Source organism: Joostella atrarenae, assembly GCF_021764745.1.
GTDB lineage: Bacteria > Bacteroidota > Bacteroidia > Flavobacteriales > Flavobacteriaceae > Galbibacter > Galbibacter atrarenae.
Genome location: NZ_JAETXX010000001.1, coordinates 575,580 through 592,245 on the forward strand (window position 1 = coordinate 575,580; position 16,666 = coordinate 592,245).

General features: G+C 33.2%; 16 protein-coding genes. 12 read left to right on the forward strand and 4 right to left on the reverse strand.

What is annotated here, in order from left to right:
- Window positions 1–12: 12 nt before the first annotated feature.
- Window positions 13–672, reverse strand: a complete 660-nt coding sequence (locus JM658_RS02495) for a succinate dehydrogenase cytochrome b subunit (RefSeq protein ID WP_236957645.1) — start codon at window positions 670–672, stop codon at window positions 13–15.
- Window positions 673–833: 161 nt separating this feature from the next.
- Entirely contained in the window at window positions 834–1,700 is an 867-nt protein-coding gene (locus JM658_RS02500) for a hypothetical protein (RefSeq protein ID WP_236957646.1), read from the reverse strand.
- A gap of 173 nt (window positions 1,701–1,873) precedes the next feature.
- On the opposite strand from JM658_RS02500, the gene JM658_RS02505 reads away from it, so the two are divergent.
- From JM658_RS02505 to JM658_RS02515, 3 genes are all read left to right on the forward strand, one after another.
- On the forward strand, window positions 1,874–3,166 hold the full coding sequence (locus JM658_RS02505; protein WP_236957647.1) for an aminopeptidase P family protein: 1,293 nt from the start codon (window positions 1,874–1,876) through the stop codon (window positions 3,164–3,166).
- A gap of 138 nt (window positions 3,167–3,304) precedes the next feature.
- Window positions 3,305–4,084 (forward strand): alpha/beta fold hydrolase, encoded by a 780-nt coding sequence (locus JM658_RS02510; RefSeq protein ID WP_236957648.1) that lies wholly within the window; start codon window positions 3,305–3,307, stop codon window positions 4,082–4,084.
- 51 nt (window positions 4,085–4,135) lie between these two features.
- A complete protein-coding gene (locus tag JM658_RS02515; RefSeq protein ID WP_236957649.1) occupies window positions 4,136–4,372 on the forward strand; it encodes a hypothetical protein in 237 nt (78 codons plus the stop codon).
- A gap of 96 nt (window positions 4,373–4,468) precedes the next feature.
- On the opposite strand, the gene thiL is transcribed toward JM658_RS02515, so the two are convergent.
- Window positions 4,469–5,533 carry a thiamine-phosphate kinase gene (thiL, locus tag JM658_RS02520; protein ID WP_236957650.1) on the reverse strand — a complete coding sequence of 355 codons (1,065 nt, stop codon included), beginning with the start codon at window positions 5,531–5,533 and terminating at the stop codon, window positions 4,469–4,471.
- Between the two features lie 625 nt (window positions 5,534–6,158).
- Here thiL and JM658_RS02525 point away from each other — a divergent pair.
- From JM658_RS02525 to JM658_RS02565, 9 genes are all read left to right on the forward strand, one after another.
- Window positions 6,159–6,488 (forward strand): HesB/IscA family protein, encoded by a 330-nt coding sequence (locus tag JM658_RS02525; protein ID WP_236957651.1) that lies wholly within the window; start codon window positions 6,159–6,161, stop codon window positions 6,486–6,488.
- A 49-nt stretch (window positions 6,489–6,537) separates the two neighbouring features.
- Window positions 6,538–6,900, forward strand: coding sequence for a four helix bundle protein (locus tag JM658_RS02530; protein WP_236957652.1), 363 nt, complete (start codon window positions 6,538–6,540; stop codon window positions 6,898–6,900).
- A 50-nt stretch (window positions 6,901–6,950) separates the two neighbouring features.
- Window positions 6,951–8,396: a Fe-S cluster assembly protein SufB gene (sufB, locus tag JM658_RS02535; RefSeq protein WP_236957653.1), complete on the forward strand. Its 1,446-nt coding sequence runs from the start codon at window positions 6,951–6,953 to the stop codon at window positions 8,394–8,396.
- Between the two features lie 93 nt (window positions 8,397–8,489).
- Window positions 8,490–9,242 (forward strand): Fe-S cluster assembly ATPase SufC, encoded by a 753-nt coding sequence (gene sufC, locus JM658_RS02540; protein WP_236957654.1) that lies wholly within the window; start codon window positions 8,490–8,492, stop codon window positions 9,240–9,242.
- Window positions 9,243–9,286: 44 nt separating this feature from the next.
- Window positions 9,287–9,679, forward strand: coding sequence for a four helix bundle protein (locus JM658_RS02545; protein ID WP_236957655.1), 393 nt, complete (start codon window positions 9,287–9,289; stop codon window positions 9,677–9,679).
- A gap of 67 nt (window positions 9,680–9,746) precedes the next feature.
- A complete protein-coding gene (gene sufD, locus JM658_RS02550; protein ID WP_236957656.1) occupies window positions 9,747–11,063 on the forward strand; it encodes a Fe-S cluster assembly protein SufD in 1,317 nt (438 codons plus the stop codon).
- Between the two features lie 188 nt (window positions 11,064–11,251).
- Window positions 11,252–11,926, forward strand: a complete 675-nt coding sequence (locus tag JM658_RS02555) for a response regulator transcription factor (protein ID WP_236957657.1) — start codon at window positions 11,252–11,254, stop codon at window positions 11,924–11,926.
- Entirely contained in the window at window positions 11,923–13,209 is a 1,287-nt protein-coding gene (locus tag JM658_RS02560) for a sensor histidine kinase (protein WP_236957658.1), read from the forward strand. The genes JM658_RS02555 and JM658_RS02560 overlap by 4 nt, the downstream gene beginning before the upstream one ends.
- A 99-nt stretch (window positions 13,210–13,308) precedes the next feature.
- The gene (locus tag JM658_RS02565; protein WP_236957659.1) at window positions 13,309–15,768 is read left to right on the forward strand and encodes an outer membrane beta-barrel family protein; all 2,460 of its coding nucleotides are present in this window, start codon (window positions 13,309–13,311) and stop codon (window positions 15,766–15,768) included.
- A gap of 36 nt (window positions 15,769–15,804) precedes the next feature.
- On the opposite strand, the gene JM658_RS02570 is transcribed toward JM658_RS02565, so the two are convergent.
- On the reverse strand, window positions 15,805–16,662 hold the full coding sequence (locus tag JM658_RS02570) for an RluA family pseudouridine synthase (protein WP_317207853.1): 858 nt from the start codon (window positions 16,660–16,662) through the stop codon (window positions 15,805–15,807).
- Between the last annotated feature and the right edge of the window lie 4 nt (window positions 16,663–16,666).

A 16,666-nucleotide genomic window follows, 5' to 3' on the forward strand; every position in this document is an offset into this window, starting at 1 on the left:
ATACTTAAATCTTTATTGATTAAAATGATGGAAAAGGGCGATGAAAATAAATCCTAATGGAATGATAATCGCAAAGTACTTTCCAAAAGTTTTAAGTCCCGGAGTGAACTTGTTATTGAAACCAACCGACTGAAATGCAGATTGGAAACCGTGAAGTAAGTGTAACGCCAATAATACAAAAGCAATTACATACGCTCCGACACGAATAGGATTATGAAACTTTTCTACCATCTCACCATAATATCTCGTTGGATCTTCTGGAGCAAACGCTATGTATTTATGGTTTATTTCTGGAAACCAAAAATCTACAAAGTGTAAAATTAAGAAAGCCAAAATAACCAATCCGCTGTAGATCATGTTTCTCGAAACCCAAGTTGTGTTAGCACTTGCGTTAAAGCTCTTGTAACTGATGTTTCTAGCTCTTTTGTTTTTTATTTCTAAAATAAAACCCATCACAAAGTGAAAAACAACCGCAAAGATTAAAATTGGCTGCATTAGAAACTGAACTAAGAAGTTCGTTCCCATGAAGTGAGATATTTCATTAAAGGTATTCTCGCTTATTACAGATGTGAAGTTGATGATAAAATGCTGTAATAGGAAAATCAATAAGAATATAGCTGAAAGAGCCATGGCTACTTTTCTTGCTATCGTTGAATTTAACATTCCGCTCATTAGAAAATTTTTATTTAATACGCACAAAAATACAGTACGATTAAGTTATTAACAAACTTTCGATTCTGTTTTAATAGCAATTTAGAATGAGTTTAAAGTAACTGTTACAAATTCCTCATTTTAAACGCTACAACGTTATATTTAAGTATTTTTACGTAGTATTAATCTTTACTACTTACTTTTAAGCCTCTTAATCCCATATCTATTAAGTTTTCTCCGGCTGCTGGTTCGTACTTTCCGTCATTATTTACTTCCGTCCATTCGAAGCTATTGTTGATAGAGAAAGATAATGTAACTACAATATCTTCCGTTTCTTCGCCTGTAATTTGGAAGCTGTTTTCAAATTTTCCTGTAAGTACACAAGAACCTTGAGGAATTGGAGAGGTTTCGAAAATTGGATTTGGAACTGTTACTGCGCCTTCTGGAGCCTGACCCGTTAGCGTATATCCTTCTGCTTCAAAAGCCCAAAATCCTTGAAGCTTGTTATCGTTTACTTCAATCGTATTTCCGTTTATGTCGAAAGATTCGATGTATTGGTTATAACCGATAAAGCCTGCAATAGTGGCATCGTATTCCTGCCCTTCGTTTAAAAGTTTAATAGTTCCGTTTTGATAGGAAGCAGAAATACGAACCCATTCATAGGTTCCTGTTTTTACTTCACTTATAGGGATTTCTATAAAAGTTTCGTCATTTTTTATAAGTGTTGCTTTAGAGAAGTCGATGGCTTTATCTCCTCCTTTTGTAGTTTCTTCACCTTGGTATATTATTGTCCCTTCACCTAAAAGAGTTGTTGCAGTTGGCGCTAACTCTAAATAATGTGCACTAAAAGCATTTAAAGTTGGGGTTTGGGCAGCATTTCCTTCTGCAATCGTAGATGGTTTTCCTAAATTATCTAGTCGCTCTTGATTTTCATCAAATTTAATTTTTACGATAAGATTGTTCTTAGTAACTCTTGTGTCATCAATATCATCATCGGCACAAGAAATTAATAATAGCGTAGTACTAAGCAATAAAGCTAGTTTTTTCATGATTCTAAAATTTGGGTTTCTAGATGGTAAAAATAATAATGTTTTTCAATATTTCTGAATAAAATAGGATTTGTCTATAATGATTACTATTCTGTTTTGTTAAACTTTATACGAAGTTTAACAAGAAAAAATTCTATTCTTATTAATTTTGACGAAATTCAAAATATACACAAATGAAGTACGATTTAATAGATAGTAATCTTTTTATAAAAAACCGTCAGAAATTTATGGCTAAGATGAAGCCAAATAGTATTGCGGTTTTTAATTCTAATGATATATATCCAATTGGTTCTGATAGTACGCTGCCTTTTCAGCAAGCTAGAGATCTTTTCTATTTAAGTGGTGTAGATCAAGAGGAGAGTATTTTGGTCTTATTTCCAGATGCTCATGAGCAGAAACATAGAGAGATTTTATTTGTTCGTGAAACAAATGATCATATTGCCGTTTGGGAAGGAGAGAAGCTTACTAAAGAAAAGGCGTTAGAAACTAGCGGTATTAAAACTACTTATTGGTTGGGAGATTTTAATAAAGTCTTCTTTGATATAATGACAGAGGCAGAAACTGTATATTTTAATACAAATGAACATTACCGTCAGTCTGTAGAAACAGAAACACGTGAAGATCGTTTTATCGATTGGTGTAAAAATAAATTCCCAGCTCATAAATGGGAAAAAAGTAACCAGATTTTACAAGAATTAAGAGGTACTAAAGAGCCTCAAGAGATTGCATTGATGCAACAGGCTTGTAATATTACCGAGAAAGCTTTTAAACGTGTATTGCAGTTTACAAAGCCAGGTGTTTGGGAATATGAAATTGAGGCGGAGTTTATACATGAGTTTACTAGAAATAGATCTCGTGGTTTTGCATATACGCCAATTATAGCTTCTGGAAACAATGCAAATGTTCTTCATTATATTGAAAACAAAATGCAGTGTAAAGAAGGTGAGTTGTTGTTAATTGACGCTGGTGCAGAGTATGCAAATTACGCTAGTGATATGACGCGTACTATTCCTGTGAGCGGAAGATTTACAGATAGACAAAAAGAAGTTTATAATGCTGTTTTAAGAGTTAAGAACGATGCAACAAAAATGCTAGTTCCTGGAACAATGTGGAAAGAATATCACGAAGAGGTTGGTAAATTAATGACGAGTGAGCTTCTTGGTCTTGGTTTATTAGACAAAGCAGATGTACAGAATGAAAATCCAGATTGGCCAGCTTACAAAAAATACTTTATGCACGGTACAAGTCACCACATTGGTTTAGATACGCACGATTATGGTCCGTTGAAAAAACCAATGAAATCAAACATGGTATTTACTGTGGAGCCAGGAATTTATATCCCAGATGAAGGATTTGGAATCCGTTTAGAAGACGATTTAGTAATTCAGGAATCTGGAGAACCATTTAATTTAATGGGAGGTATTCCTATTGAAGTCGATGAGATTGAAGATTGGATGAATAAATAATTTTAGAATTATAAATTTGAATGTTGATTACATATAGGAACATTCAAATTCACGATAATCCTGTCACATTGGGCGCGGTCAAATAAATTATTGATTGCGCTCAACTTGGCAGTTTTGTTTTTATATAATGACTCATAAATGACGCTAAATTATAAAGGCACAGCTATTTTTTTTGAAGATGAAGGCAAAGGCTCAGCTGTAGTTTTGCTTCATGGTTTCTTAGAAAATGCCACAATTTGGAATCCTTTAAGGGAAGTGCTGTCTAAGCGAAATCGTGTAATTACGATCGATTTACTTGGGCATGGTAAAACGGGTTGCTTGGGTTATGTGCATACCATGGAAATGATGGCAGAAACGGTAAAGGCTGTCTTAGATCATTTAAAACTAAGGCGAGTTTCTTTAATTGGTCATTCTATGGGGGGTTATGTTGCTTTGGCTTTTGCTGAAGCTTATCCAGATGATGTAAAGGGATTGGTTTTGGTGAATTCTACAACAAGCGCAGATTCTGAAGAAAAGAAAAAAAATAGAAATCGTGCCATAGAAATGGTAAAGCATAATCATAAGAGTTTTGTTCGGATGGGGATTGCTAACCTATTTAGGCCTAAAAATAGAAAGCTTTTTGCTGAAGAAATAAAGGCGCTTAAAAAGGAAGCATTGAATACTCCTTTGCAGGGAATTGTAGCTGCATTAGAAGGGATGAAAATTAGAAACGATAGAGAAGTTTTACTCCATTTTACTCCCTTTGCTAAAATGATGATTATCGGTAAAAGAGACCCTGTGTTAAATTACGATTCTTTAGTAAGTCAAACACAAGAAGCTGATGTGAAAGTAGTTGAATTTCCTGATGGACACATGAGTTTTATTGAAAACAAATCGCAATTCATCGATAATATCAATGAATTTTTGCGAAAAATTTGATTATTAGGTAAATAATGTATAAGTTCACGATACCCAAAATTTACATATCTAATGAAAACCTCAAATTCTACAGTAAAAAAAGCACTGTGCTCGATGTTTGGACATCGATATAGAGTGTCGAAAAAAGTAACTTCTCACATTACAGAATATCAATGTAAAACATGTAAATGTGAGCTCACAACAAACGAAACTGGACACCTGGATATCTTAACTCCAGAGTTGAAGGAAATCAATGAAACCCTTGCTAGATTTTATAAAAAGAGAAGGGCTGCGCATACAGTTGCTTAATTTCTAAAACACTCAATAAGAACTGCTGCATATTCCAATTTTGGATTATGTATAGGGATTTTACGGCCTGTAATTTCCGAATTTCACACAATTGTGTTATTCGTTCTCTTCTTCATTATCCTCAAATGAATTCCATCCTCTTGCTTTAAGAGGTATTTTTGTGTTTCCACGAGTAATTAAATGCATTCCTTCACTTTCTTGTGTCATATGACCAATTATCGATAGATGTGGATTTGCTTTAATTTTTGGGAAATCTTCTTGAGAAATTGTGAATAATAATTCATAATCTTCACCGCCACTAAGAGCAACAGTTGTACTGCTAATATTGAATTCTTCTGAAGTAGAAATTACTTGTGGGTCTAATGGGATTTTGTCCTCATATAGATTACAACCTACTTTAGACTGCTTGCACAAATGAATAATCTCTGAAGAAAGTCCGTCGCTGATATCAATCATAGAAGTTGGTTTAACCTCCAATTTTTTTAATAATTCAGGGATGTCTTTTCGAGCTTCAGGCTTTAGCTGACGTTCGATAATATATGTATATGGATCTAAATCCGGCTGATTCTGAGGATTTACCTTAAAAACTTCTTTCTCTCTTTCCAATATTTGGAGTCCGAGGTAAGCAGCTCCTATGTCTCCAGAAACTACCAATAAATCGTTAGCTTTAGCTGTATCTCTGTAAACTATATCTTCTTCATCGGCTTCTCCAATTGCAGTAACCGTAATTAAGAGTCCTTTATTAGAAGAAGTAGTGTCACCACCAATAAGATCTACTTTGTAAGCGTCGCAAGCTAGTTTTATTCCTGCATATAATTCTTCTAAAGCTTCTAATGGGAAGCGATTAGAAACAGCGATAGAAACGGTAATATGTGTAGCCTTTGCGTTCATTGCATACACATCAGATAGGTTGACCATAACAGCTTTATACCCTAAGTGTTTTAGGGGCATGTAGCTAAGGTCAAAATGCACATTTTCCACCAAAAGATCGGTAGTAATAACTGCTTTCTTGTCTTTAAAATCAATTACAGCAGCATCATCACCAATTCCTCGAACGGTGCTTAATTGGTTAATATCAAAATTCTTGGTTAAATGGTCTATTAAACCAAATTCTCCTAATTCAGATATCGATGTGCGCTTTGGGTTTTTGTCTTCTATCATGATGCAAAGATAGTTAAAGTTGAAGGTTTATAAAGTAAAAAAATAAACTACTACTAAGCTTAAGTTTTGATGTTTTGGTTAGTTAAAAAGTTGAAGGGTGAAAGTTTAGGTTTTTTTCTGGTTTGATTTTGTTTTCATAGGTTTTAAAAATAGTACCCCAAACTCGTGAGTTTTTAATTTTTTTCAGCTGAAAAGTTAAATGCATATTAAGAAAGAAATGAAGTCTTTTTTGATAATAAAATTGATTAAATTTGAGAACTACTTAAATTATAAGAAAACAAAATATAGGGGAGCTGTTTTTGTGTAGTAATTAACCGTAAAAACATAGCTTTTATACTCATATTCTTTTTTGTTTTTAAATGGAATTTAAAGCTCGCATACGTTATCTGCTAATCTCATTGAGACTGCTACTGTGTGGAGATGAAAGCCTGTTTGTGCTGTTCAGTAAGAGGGTGAAAGTGATTGCAATTATTACTATTAAAAAAGCTTCTTAGAGAAAATGTAAGGAATTACTAAAAATCATAACAAATCTCTATGAAAGGATATAATATAATAATGCAATAAGTATGGTAAATCGTGACGAATATCATATTTTTGTAAACTATTTAGAAATAACAATTTTATTATGATAAAAGTTTCTGAAACAGCGAAAAAGAAAATTTCTGAGTTAATGTCGGACGGTGGTTTTGATGTAGCTCAGGATTTTGTGCGCGTAGGTGTGAAGAGTGGAGGTTGTAGTGGCTTGTCATACGATTTGAAATTCGATAAAAGCAAAGCAGACGAAGATAAAATGTTTGAAGACAATGATGTAAAGATTGTTGTGGACAAGAAAAGCTTCCTGTATCTTATCGGAACCGTCTTAGAATATTCTGGCGGTTTAAATGGTAAAGGTTTTGTTTTTAACAATCCGAATGCTCAAAGAACCTGCGGTTGTGGGGAGAGTTTTTCGTTGTAGAATTATAAAGTTAAAGAGTTAAAAAAGTAAAAAGTTAATGTAATAAAATATGGGGAGTACAACTTTTGAAGATTTAGAAGTTTATAAATTGACCCTACTTTTTACGATTAATATTTTTGACTTATTGAATGAAAAGCAACTCGAAAAAGAGTTTTCTATTAAAGACCAATTAAAACGGGCAACTCTTTCTATTTCCAATAATATCGCGGAGGGATTTGAAAGAGAGACGGATAAAGAATTGATACGGTTTTTATATTTTTCTAAAGGCTCCTCTGGAGAAGTGAGAAATATATTAAACATTTTAAAAGAGACAAATTATATAAATGAAGATAAATGGTTGTCGTTAAGAAGTGAAGTTATAGTAATATCAAAGCAACTTTCTAATTACATTAAGTACATTAAAAGGCGCTAATAAAACTCCTTAACTTTTTAACTGTTTTCTTATTTACTTAGAATAAAAGTATGGCATATACCGAAGAAGAATTAAAAAAAGAGCTCGAGACGAAGGAATATGAGTATGGATTTTATACCGATATTGAATCGGATACTTTTCCTATTGGATTAAACGAGGATATCGTTCGAGCAATTTCAGCAAAGAAGAATGAGCCAGAATGGATGACCGAATGGCGTCTAGAAGCTTACAGAGCTTGGACGAAAATGGACGAACCTGAATGGGCAAATGTTACTTACGAGAAACCAGATTTCCAAGCTATTTCTTATTATTCGGCACCTATGAAAAAGCCGAAATACGATAGTTTAGATGAGGTAGATCCAGAATTACTAGACACGTTTAAAAAGTTAGGTATTTCTGTAGATGAACAGAAAAAGCTAGCTGGTGTTGCAGTAGATATCGTAATGGATTCTGTTTCTGTAGCAACGACTTTCAAAAAGACTTTAGGAGAAAAAGGAATTATATTCTGCTCTATTTCTGAAGCTATTCAAGAGCACCCAGAATTAGTAAAAAAATATATTGGAACTGTAGTTCCTGAGAAAGACAATTTTTATGCAGCATTGAATTCGGCAGTTTTCTCTGACGGTTCTTTCTGTTATATACCTAAAGGGGTTCGTTGCCCAATGGAATTGTCTACATATTTCCGTATTAATCAAGCAGGAACTGGTCAGTTTGAGCGTACGTTGGTTATTGCAGACGAAGGGAGTTACGTAAGTTACTTAGAAGGATGTACAGCGCCAACAAGAGATGAGAATCAATTGCATGCTGCAGTGGTAGAATTGATTGCTTTGGATGATGCTGAAATAAAATATTCTACTGTACAGAACTGGTATCCTGGAAATAAAGATGGTAAAGGAGGAGTTTTTAACTTCGTTACCAAAAGAGGATTGTGTGAGAAAAATGCTAAAATTAGCTGGACACAAGTAGAAACTGGATCTGCAGTAACTTGGAAATATCCTTCTTGTATTTTAAAAGGAGATAATTCTGTTGGAGAATTTTATTCTATTGCGGTAACTAATAATTATCAGCAAGCAGATACAGGAACGAAAATGATTCACTTAGGAAAAAACACTAGAAGTACGATTATTTCTAAAGGTATTTCCGCAGGGAAATCTCAAAATAGTTATCGTGGTTTAGTTCAGATAAATAGTAGAGCAGACAATGCTCGTAATTTCTCTCAATGTGATTCTCTATTAATGGGGAATGAGTGTGGAGCACATACGTTCCCATATATCGAAACTAAAAATAAAACGGCTCAAATAGAGCATGAGGCTACAACTAGTAAAATTGGAGAAGACCAAATTTTCTATTGTAACCAACGTGGGATTGATACAGAGAAAGCAATTGCATTGATTGTAAACGGATTTAGTAAAGAGGTTTTAAATAAACTTCCGATGGAATTCGCCGTTGAAGCTCAAAAATTACTGGAAATTTCTTTAGAAGGTTCCGTAGGATAAATATAATAAGGTATTGAGTTTGGGAATTTATTTTTAACGCAAACTCGGTAACAGCATAACTTGATAACAAGATAACAGCATAATTAGAAGTATATGTTAAAGATTGAAAATTTACACGCTAGCGTAGAAGATAAAGAAATTTTAAGAGGAATTAACCTAGAGGTGAAACCAGGAGAAGTTCATGCTATAATGGGACCTAATGGTTCTGGAAAAAGTACATTATCGTCTGTAATTGCTGGTAATGAAAACTTTGAAGTTACAGAAGGAAAGATTAGTTTCTTAAATGAAGATATTGCAGAATTGGCACCAGAAGATAGAGCTCATAAGGGTATTTTCTTATCGTTCCAATATCCAGTAGAAATCCCTGGAGTTTCTGTTACTAACTTCATGAAAACTGCAATTAACGAAACACGTAGAGCGCAAGGATTAGAAGATATGCCAGCAAAAGATATGCTGCAAAAAATTCGTGAGAAATCTGAATTATTAGAAATCGACCGTAAATTTCTTTCTCGTTCTTTAAACCAAGGGTTTTCTGGGGGAGAGAAAAAGCGTAATGAGATTTTCCAAATGGCAATGTTAGAGCCTAAATTAGCTATTTTGGATGAGACAGATTCAGGGTTGGATATCGATGCTTTACGTATTGTTTCTGATGGTGTTAATAGATTGAAAAGTAAAGACAACGCTGTAGTAGTAATTACTCACTACCAACGATTATTAGAATATATCGTTCCAGACTATGTTCACGTTTTATTAAACGGTAGAATTGTAAAATCTGGTGGAAAAGAATTAGCATTAGAGCTAGAGGAAAAAGGATACGACTGGATTAAGCAGGAAGTAGCGGTATAAGCATTATAGTTTGAGGTTTCTAGTTTGAAGTTTATGGAAATGGAATGGGTACAGTTAAACAGTTTGAAGATTTAGAAATTTGGCAAGAAGCTAGAAGACTTGCTAAGGAAATCTTACAAATTGTAAAAACAACCGATTTAAATAATGACTTTAGATTTAGGGATCAAATAAAGGCTTCATCTGGATCTGTAATGGATAATATTGCTGAAGGGTTTGAAAGGAGCGGAAATTTAGAGTTTAGACAATTTTTGTCGATAGCAAAAGGTTCTGCTGGAGAGGTAAGATCACAACTTTACAGGGCATATGATTCAGAATATATTGATGAAGATCGATTGAATGATTTGACTGTAAGTTATGTTAACTTGAGCAAAAGAATTTCAGCTTTTATAAGTTACCTCAACAAGAAAGATTACAAAGGAATAAAATATAAGGAGTAGTTAGTTTCTGGAAATGGGGTTTGTATAAACATCAAACCAGAAACAGAAAACTAGAAACACATACAAAATGGAATTAAAAGATAAATTAATATCATCGTTTATGGCTTTTGAAAATCGTGTGGATGTTCATCATCCAGTACACGATATTCGTACGGAAGCAATAAAGGTCTTTGAGGAAAAAGGATTCCCTTCAAAAAAGGATGAAGCTTGGAAGTATACCTCGCTAAATACATTATTGAAGAATGACTATAGTGTGTTTCCTAAGGAAGAGTCAGCTTTAGAATTTAAAGATGTAAAGAAATATTTTATACATGATATAGATAGCTATAAGATTGTATTTATAGATGGTATCTATAGTTCTCATTTATCACAAACATCGCATGAAGGTTTAGATGCTTGTTTAATGAGTTCTGCGCTTACAAAGCCTAAGTACAGACTTATTATTGAGAATTACTTTAATAAGATTGCAAAAAAGGATGAAAGTCTAACAGCGCTGAATACAGCTTTTTCTCGTGAAGGTGCTTTTATAAATATACCTAAAGGAAAGGTTGTAGATAAACCGATTCAGATTATTCATTTGGCTACAGGAAAAGAGTCTTCTATTATGTTACAGCCACGTAGTTTGGTTGTTGTTGGAGAGAATGCTCATGTTCAGATTATAGAACGTCACCAGAGTTTAACAGACAATCCTGTGCTTACAAATTCTGTTACAGAAATATACACTCATAAGCGTGGTATTGTAGATTATTATAAGATTCAGAATGATAATGAAAATGCTTCATTGATCGATAATACTTATATTTCTCAGCAAAAAAATAGTCATGCTTCTGTGCATACTTTTTCTTTTGGAGGGAAAATAACACGTAATAATTTACAGTTCCTACATAATGGAGAATATATAAATTCTACGTTAAAAGGAATTACTATTACTCAAGATAAGCAGCATGTAGATCACAGTACGCTTGTGCATCATGCAACGCCAAATTGTGAGAGTCACCAAGATTATAAAGGGATTTATGCTGATAAAAGTACGGGTGTTTTTAACGGTCGTATTATTGTAGAGAAAGAGGCTCAGAAAACCAATGGTTTCCAACAGAGTAATAATATCCTAATTGATGAAAAAGCAACTATCAATGCAAAGCCACAATTAGAGATTTTTGCTGATGATGTAAAATGCTCACACGGTTGTACTATCGGACAATTGGATGATGAAGCTCTATTTTACCTACAATCTCGTGGAATTCCTAAAAAAGAAGCACGTGCATTAATGATGTATGCTTTTGCAAATAACGTACTAGAAAGCGTTAAAATTCCAGAAGTGAAAACACGTATTAATAAATTAATAGCCCTTAAGCTAGGTGTTAATTTAGGTTTCGATTTATAAAAGAAACTTTTAGAAGTTTAAAACCCGAATATTTATTATGAGTATTCGGGTTTTTTGTGTTTCTTACTTTCCTAAACGTGATTTTATCAATGAAAAACAGCTGTAGAATGAGGGAGTTTACAAAAGAAGAAAGAGAATTATATTAAAAGTTCAAAATTTCTTCTAAATTAACACGTTTATTAGCTGTCATGAAAATTCTAATAATAGAGGATGAAGTTGAACTAGCAGAAGATATAATTAATTATCTAACTGGAGAGCAGTACCTGTGCGAATGGGTGTCAGATTGTCCATCTGCTATACAGAGAATTCATGATTATAATTACGATTGTATTTTATTAGATATAATGTTACCAGATGGTAACGGATTAACAATCTTAGAAACACTTAAGAAAATAAATAAGCAAGATGGCGTTATTATTATTTCTGCTAAAAACTCTACAGATGATAAGATAAAGGGTTTAAAACTAGGAGCCGACGATTACCTTGCTAAACCCTTTCACTTAGCAGAATTAGCTGCAAGAATTGAATCTTTAATTCGGAGGCAGCAATTTGACAGTAGCAATTTAATTATGCAAAATGAGTTAACGGTCGATTTAAATGCTAAAACAGTAGCTGTAAATAATTCCAATGTTAATCTAACAAAAAAGGAATATGATTTACTGCTTTTCTTTATAGGAAATAAAAACAAGGTGCTTTCTAAAGGAGCTTTAGCAGAACATCTTTCTGGAGATTTTGCAGATATGTTTGATAGTCATGATTTTGTTTATGCACATGTTAAAAACCTAAAGCGAAAATTAAAAGAGCAATCTTATGGGGAGTATATAAAAACTATTTACGGAACAGGATATAAATGGGAGTCATGACAAAGTTACTTCACAAGCCTCTAAAAGCATTTGCTATATATGCTTTGATAATTTTAATTGTGAGTATTCCTGTGTACGTATTAGTGGTGGATTATATATGGACAACGGAGTTGGATGAAAATAACTGGCTTACACTGCAACATACTAAACAAAAGCTTCAGTCTAAAAACTTTACTACTGATGAGGTGGAGCAGATAAATTACATTTGGGGGCAGCTTCAGCCTGGAGTATCAATAAAGAAATCAATAAACAGTACTGCTTTTAAAGATAGTATTTACGAAGTAATTAGAGCTAATGAATACGACTTTGATAATGGGGAAGATAGATTTCGTGGTTTAACATCTCATGTTGTGATAAACGGCGAGCCATATGTTGTCACTATAGAAACTAATGTTGAAGAATCTAAAGAAACCTTTATTGCCATAGCTTCTATAACGTTGGTGTTTTTTGTAATTCTGATAGTTGGATTCATACTATTAAATAAATATATCGCCGCTAAAACGTGGAAGCCATTTTATAATACACTGCGAGTGTTACAGACTTTTAAAGTTTCTGATGATAAGGAAATTAAATTTTCGTCTACAAAAATTGAAGAATTTAAAGCTCTTAACGATACTTTAGAAGTTATGATAAACCATAATATCGATCTTTATAAACAACAGAGGTCGTTTATTGAAAATGCTTCACATGAGTTGCAAACACCTATTGCACTACTTAAATCAAAAGTTGATTCATTGCTTCAGCAAAAGGGGTTAGACTCAAGCACATCCCAGATTCTTAATAATATAGAGGGGCCTCTTTCACGATTATCAAGGATTAATAAAAATCTATTGGTACTAGCCAAGGTTGATAATTATTCATATGGTGAAAAAAAGGATCTTGATGTAAAAGCCTTAATACAGGATACACTTTTGTTGTTTGAAGATTATATAGATGAAAAGAAGCTTTCTCTTAAAAATAAGATACAAGAGTCTATTATAGTTAATACAAATACGTTTTTATTAGAAACGCTTATTCATAATCTGCTTTCCAATGCAATTAGACACACTGCTTCAAATGGAGAAATTATTATTACTAGTGATGATTCTACAATTGAAATTATGAATTCTGGAGCGGAAGAATTAGATAATAATAAGTTGTTTAAGCGGTTTTCAAGTACTTCTCAGAAAAAAGTAAGCAGTGGCTTAGGGCTTGCTATAATTAAAGAGATTACTAATAAGAGTAACTGGGATGTAACATATAATTTTAAAGACTCGTATCATATTTTCACAGTAAAGTTTTAGGCATTCTAAATTTCTTCTAATTCTTGTTTGATGTTTGTCGTTCCAATATCTTTTAAAGGTGTTGTGAGTATGAGTAATTAATATCAATACAATCGCCAAATGTCCAATACAATAAAGTATCTAAGAACGTTAAAGTTCGATTATCGAGTAAGAACCAAGGTTGCCATATTATTTTATATGCTTCTGTTTTTTGCTTACGGAAATGCACAAGATTCCCTAGTGAACGTTTCAGGAAGTATAAAAGATGTAGCTTCAGGAGAAACACTCCCTTTTGTAACTGTACAAATAAAATCGCCAACAGGAACTAAACTTATCGAAGGAACTATTTCTAATGATAATGGATTGTTTACTTTTTCTGAAGTAAAATCTGGAGACTATGTTTTGGAACTTTCATATACAGGATACAAAAAACACATAGAGCCACTATTTATTGGTGCTAATTCTGAATATATCAACATTGGTGTTATAGAAATGGAAGCTCAGATTGAGCAATTAAACGAAGTTGTTCTTACCGCAAAGCAAGAAGCTATTGTAGGAGCTATGGATAAAAAAACTTACGGAGTAGCTGATAATATTAGTCAAGGTGGAGGAAGTGTTTTGCAATCGATAAGTAATCTTCCAGGAATAACTACTCAAGATGGGCAAGTACAGCTTAGGGGTAGTAGTAAAGTTGTCATTTTGATAGATGGTAAGCAAACCGCGATAACTGGTTTTGGAAATCAGAGCGGACTTGATAATCTCCCTGCTTCTGCAATAGAAAAAATTGAAATAATTAATAACCCTTCAGCAAAATATGACGCTAATGGTAATGCGGGGATTATCAATATCATATTAAAAAAAGAATCAGAAACAGGATGGAGCGGTAAAGTAGGTATGTCGACAGGGCTTGGAGCTCTTTGGGAGCGTAAAGAGAATCTCCCAGGAATCCGACCACAATACAAAATGACTCCCAAGATTAATCCTTCCATAGCACTTAATTACAGAAAGGAAAAGGTGAATTTCTTCTTGCAAGCAGATAATTTATATACAGAAACTTTAAACAAAAATGAGTTTGTTACTAGAACTTACGACGATGGCACTATTACTAACCAACAGCTCAAGCGAAATAGAAATACCAATTTTTTCACAACCAATGCTGGGGTAGATTGGTTTATAAACGATTATAATACACTAACAGTGTCAGGTTTTTTTAGCCAAGAATCAATTAAAGATTATGGTGATCAACCTTTTTTTGATGGTTATACAAATGAGCGCCTTCGACTTTGGCAATTTTTAGAAGATGAAGTGTTAACTGCTTTTATGGGGTCTGTTGCTTTCGAGCATAAATTTAAACAGCCAGGACACACATTAGATGTCGCTTTTAATTACACTTTTGATAGAGAAGATGAAAAGTATTTTTTTGAAAACACAATGCCTTCATTTACTACAGAAGAATCCTTTTTCTTGATTGCTGATCAAAAAGTAGCAGATTTTACTTTAGACTACACAAAACCATTAAAGCATGGTCTATTGGAAACTGGTTTTAAATTTCGTAGCAGGACCATTCCAACAGATATGCAGTTTAATCCATCTGAAGAAAATTCTGTATTAGATACTGGAGCTGATGGAAAGGCTACTTATAAAGAGATAATTCCTGCACTTTATGGTAATTATACATATGAAATAAAAAAGTTAGAAGCTGAAATAGGAATGCGATTAGAATATGCAGATTTGCAATATGATGTAGATCCAAACCATAATACTTACCAAAGTGATGGATATGATTATTTAGAACTATTTCCTAATGCTCGTTTAACATATAAAATTAATGATAGTAACAAGCTTTCTGCTTTTTATAACCGAAGAGTGGACCGTCCTGATGAGGTAGATATTAGAATTTTCCCAAAATATGACGATGCTGAAATAATTAAGGTTGGGAATCCTAGTTTACAACCTCAGTTTACCAATAGCTTTGAGTTAGGTTATAAAAAGGATTGGAGTGCTGGTTATTTTTATGGAGCAATATATCATCGTGCTTCTGAAGGAACGATTACAAGAATTGCTACTACTGTAGATAATACCAATCTTATATATAACATTTCTCAAAATGCAGGTAATAGTTATAATTCAGGAGTTGAAGTTGTAGTAAGTCAGGAATTAAATGATAAAATAGCTCTGGATTTAAATCTTAATGGCTATTATAATCAAATAGATGCTTTTACGGTTGTAAATCAATACCCAGTAGAGAATTCTTTTACTGCTGATGAGCAAGATATATATTCGGGAAATATAAAATTAAATGGCAAGTTTAAAATAGGAAATAGTATCGAAGCACAATTAACAGCTATTTATCTTGCTCCCGATATTATTCCTCAAGGAACTATAGATAGTAGATTCTCTTTGGATACAGGAATAAAAAAGATTGTTCAAAAAGGAAAAGGCGAATTTTATTTTAATGCTACAGATTTATTAAATACAATGGTTACAAAGAAGGAGATAGAGGGAAATGATTTTTCATATACTAGCTCCGATTATTACGAAACGCAGGTAATTCGATTTGGTTATAATTATAAATTTTGAAGTATGCTAACTCAGATATAAAGGCCTAAAAACCCATTATCCAATTACCTTTCTAAATCTTTCGGGTAACTCGTTTTTTAAACACAACTTTTGTTGGGTAAAAGGATGCGTGAATTTTAAAGAATATGCATGGAGATATATGCCCTTTCCATTTAGAATTAAGTCTTCTTTTCCATATTCTTTATCTCCCAGAATAGGATTTCCAATACTGGCCAAGTGAATTCGTAACTGGTGTTTTCGTCCCGTTTTAGGTTTTAGTTTCACCAAATTGAGATTTCCAAATCGTTTTGAAGGCACAGTTTTTAGAACTTTATATTTCGATTTAGACTTTTTCCCGTCTATGGTAGCTGTAATTACCCCTTTAGAATCCATTTTACCAATGGTAATAGCAAAATATGTTTTTTGAATCTTCTTATCTTCAAAAAGTTTGTTCAGTATACGAATACTATTGCTTGTTTTTCCAGTCAATAAAATACCAGTTGTGGGATAGTCTAACCGGTGTACAGGCTGAGGAATAGCAGCGTCAATAAGCGTGCTTTTCTTTAAGTTTTGAGGCAAAGCATTCGCGATTGTTTTAAAGCTATTTCCGCTTACTAAAATACCTGCGGGCTTATGGATAGCTGCTAGGTATTCGTCTTCATATAATACAGGAAGTGGAAAAATAAGTTCTTTCTTCGCTTTTTTTATTTCGGGAACAGAGATTTTAATAGTTTCTCCTCCTTTTATAAAAGTTGCTGTGCTAGCAAGAACTCCATTTACGGTAATAAGTTCTTTTTTTATAGCCTTTTTTAATGCAGATTTAGTGAGGGCACTATTAAAAATCCCGACACCATATTCCTGTAATCGAATTGGATGAAGCAGCTCAGGGACAATATGTTTTTCTGTTTTATTAATAGGA

Excerpts from the sequence above, each read along its gene's own strand:
- JM658_RS02530 (WP_236957652.1), top strand. The coding sequence starts at position 6,538 with ATGGGGAGTACAACTTTTGAAGATTTAGAAGTTTATAAATTGACCCTA.
- JM658_RS02495 (WP_236957645.1), bottom strand. The coding sequence starts at position 672 with ATGAGCGGAATGTTAAATTCAACGATAGCAAGAAAAGTAGCCATGGCT.
- thiL (WP_236957650.1), bottom strand. The coding sequence starts at position 5,533 with ATGATAGAAGACAAAAACCCAAAGCGCACATCGATATCTGAATTAGGA.
- sufC (WP_236957654.1), top strand. The coding sequence starts at position 8,490 with ATGTTAAAGATTGAAAATTTACACGCTAGCGTAGAAGATAAAGAAATT.
- JM658_RS02510 (WP_236957648.1), top strand. The coding sequence starts at position 3,305 with ATGACGCTAAATTATAAAGGCACAGCTATTTTTTTTGAAGATGAAGGC.
- JM658_RS02565 (WP_236957659.1), top strand. The coding sequence starts at position 13,309 with ATGTCCAATACAATAAAGTATCTAAGAACGTTAAAGTTCGATTATCGA.
- JM658_RS02555 (WP_236957657.1), top strand. The coding sequence starts at position 11,252 with ATGAAAATTCTAATAATAGAGGATGAAGTTGAACTAGCAGAAGATATA.
- JM658_RS02500 (WP_236957646.1), bottom strand. The coding sequence starts at position 1,700 with ATGAAAAAACTAGCTTTATTGCTTAGTACTACGCTATTATTAATTTCT.
- JM658_RS02505 (WP_236957647.1), top strand. The coding sequence starts at position 1,874 with ATGAAGTACGATTTAATAGATAGTAATCTTTTTATAAAAAACCGTCAG.
- JM658_RS02560 (WP_236957658.1), top strand. The coding sequence starts at position 11,923 with ATGACAAAGTTACTTCACAAGCCTCTAAAAGCATTTGCTATATATGCT.
- sufD (WP_236957656.1), top strand. The coding sequence starts at position 9,747 with ATGGAATTAAAAGATAAATTAATATCATCGTTTATGGCTTTTGAAAAT.
- sufB (WP_236957653.1), top strand. The coding sequence starts at position 6,951 with ATGGCATATACCGAAGAAGAATTAAAAAAAGAGCTCGAGACGAAGGAA.
- JM658_RS02545 (WP_236957655.1), top strand. The coding sequence starts at position 9,287 with ATGGGTACAGTTAAACAGTTTGAAGATTTAGAAATTTGGCAAGAAGCT.
- JM658_RS02525 (WP_236957651.1), top strand. The coding sequence starts at position 6,159 with ATGATAAAAGTTTCTGAAACAGCGAAAAAGAAAATTTCTGAGTTAATG.
- JM658_RS02515 (WP_236957649.1), top strand. The coding sequence starts at position 4,136 with ATGAAAACCTCAAATTCTACAGTAAAAAAAGCACTGTGCTCGATGTTT.